A 768-nucleotide genomic window follows, 5' to 3' on the forward strand; every position below is an offset into this window, starting at 1 on the left:
CATACAAATATAACGTCACCTGGCATGTTTTATTCACCGAATTAAACAGAGTCCAGTTAGGGGCCAAAAGCTTGCACGGTTCTAAAGGAAAGAAAAAACAAATCGGAACATGGTCCAAACTCGTGGCACTGTGCACCAAGTCCATGGGCGGATACTATCGCGCCAATGGCACTGTTGTTCGTGACCTGGCCAGCGATAAGGCGAGTGATGAAGCAGACGAGCCGATCTATGTTGAAACCGATGTTGCTTTTGCCAGCCTCAATGAGCGCACTCATGCTCGAATCAGGCACCAGGAAACCCTAAGACAAGCAAATATTGAAGCAATATTAGCAATTGCTTCCGGTATACTAGGACAAAAAGTTACGGCTAAATCCGTAGATTCAGATTGGGCAAATATATTCTTTGACTACGCCCAGAATGTTAGTAGCAGCCCAATGCAAAGCCTCTGGGCCAGAGCTCTACTTTGTGAGCTAAAACGACCTCATTCAATCTCCAAGCGTAGCCTGAACTTTCTATACCATTGTGACGCTTGGGAAATTACTGCCTTTAAGAAGGTTTCCAACTATGCCTTTATCGGCCATAACGGTCACCCTTTTGTGTTTCGCGCCAACAACAGCTTAACGAAGGAAGATGATATATTTTCCGAGCTGCGCCTACTATCACACTGCGTCAATGCAGGTATGATTGCAAGAGACCCTAGTGAGCTACTAGTTGGCTACGAGTTTTATTACCGTAAAACGCGACATAGTGTTAGCCACGACTTTACCG

At 45.6% G+C, this 768-nt stretch carries 1 protein-coding gene; it reads left to right on the forward strand.

The genetic code is table 11. From position 1 onward, the window contains the following. Positions 1–71: 71 nt before the first annotated feature. On the forward strand, positions 72–768 hold a 697-nt coding region (locus A3756_RS00405), incomplete at its 3' end, for a DUF2806 domain-containing protein (protein WP_156490130.1).

Source organism: Oleiphilus sp. HI0086 (assembly GCF_001635225.1).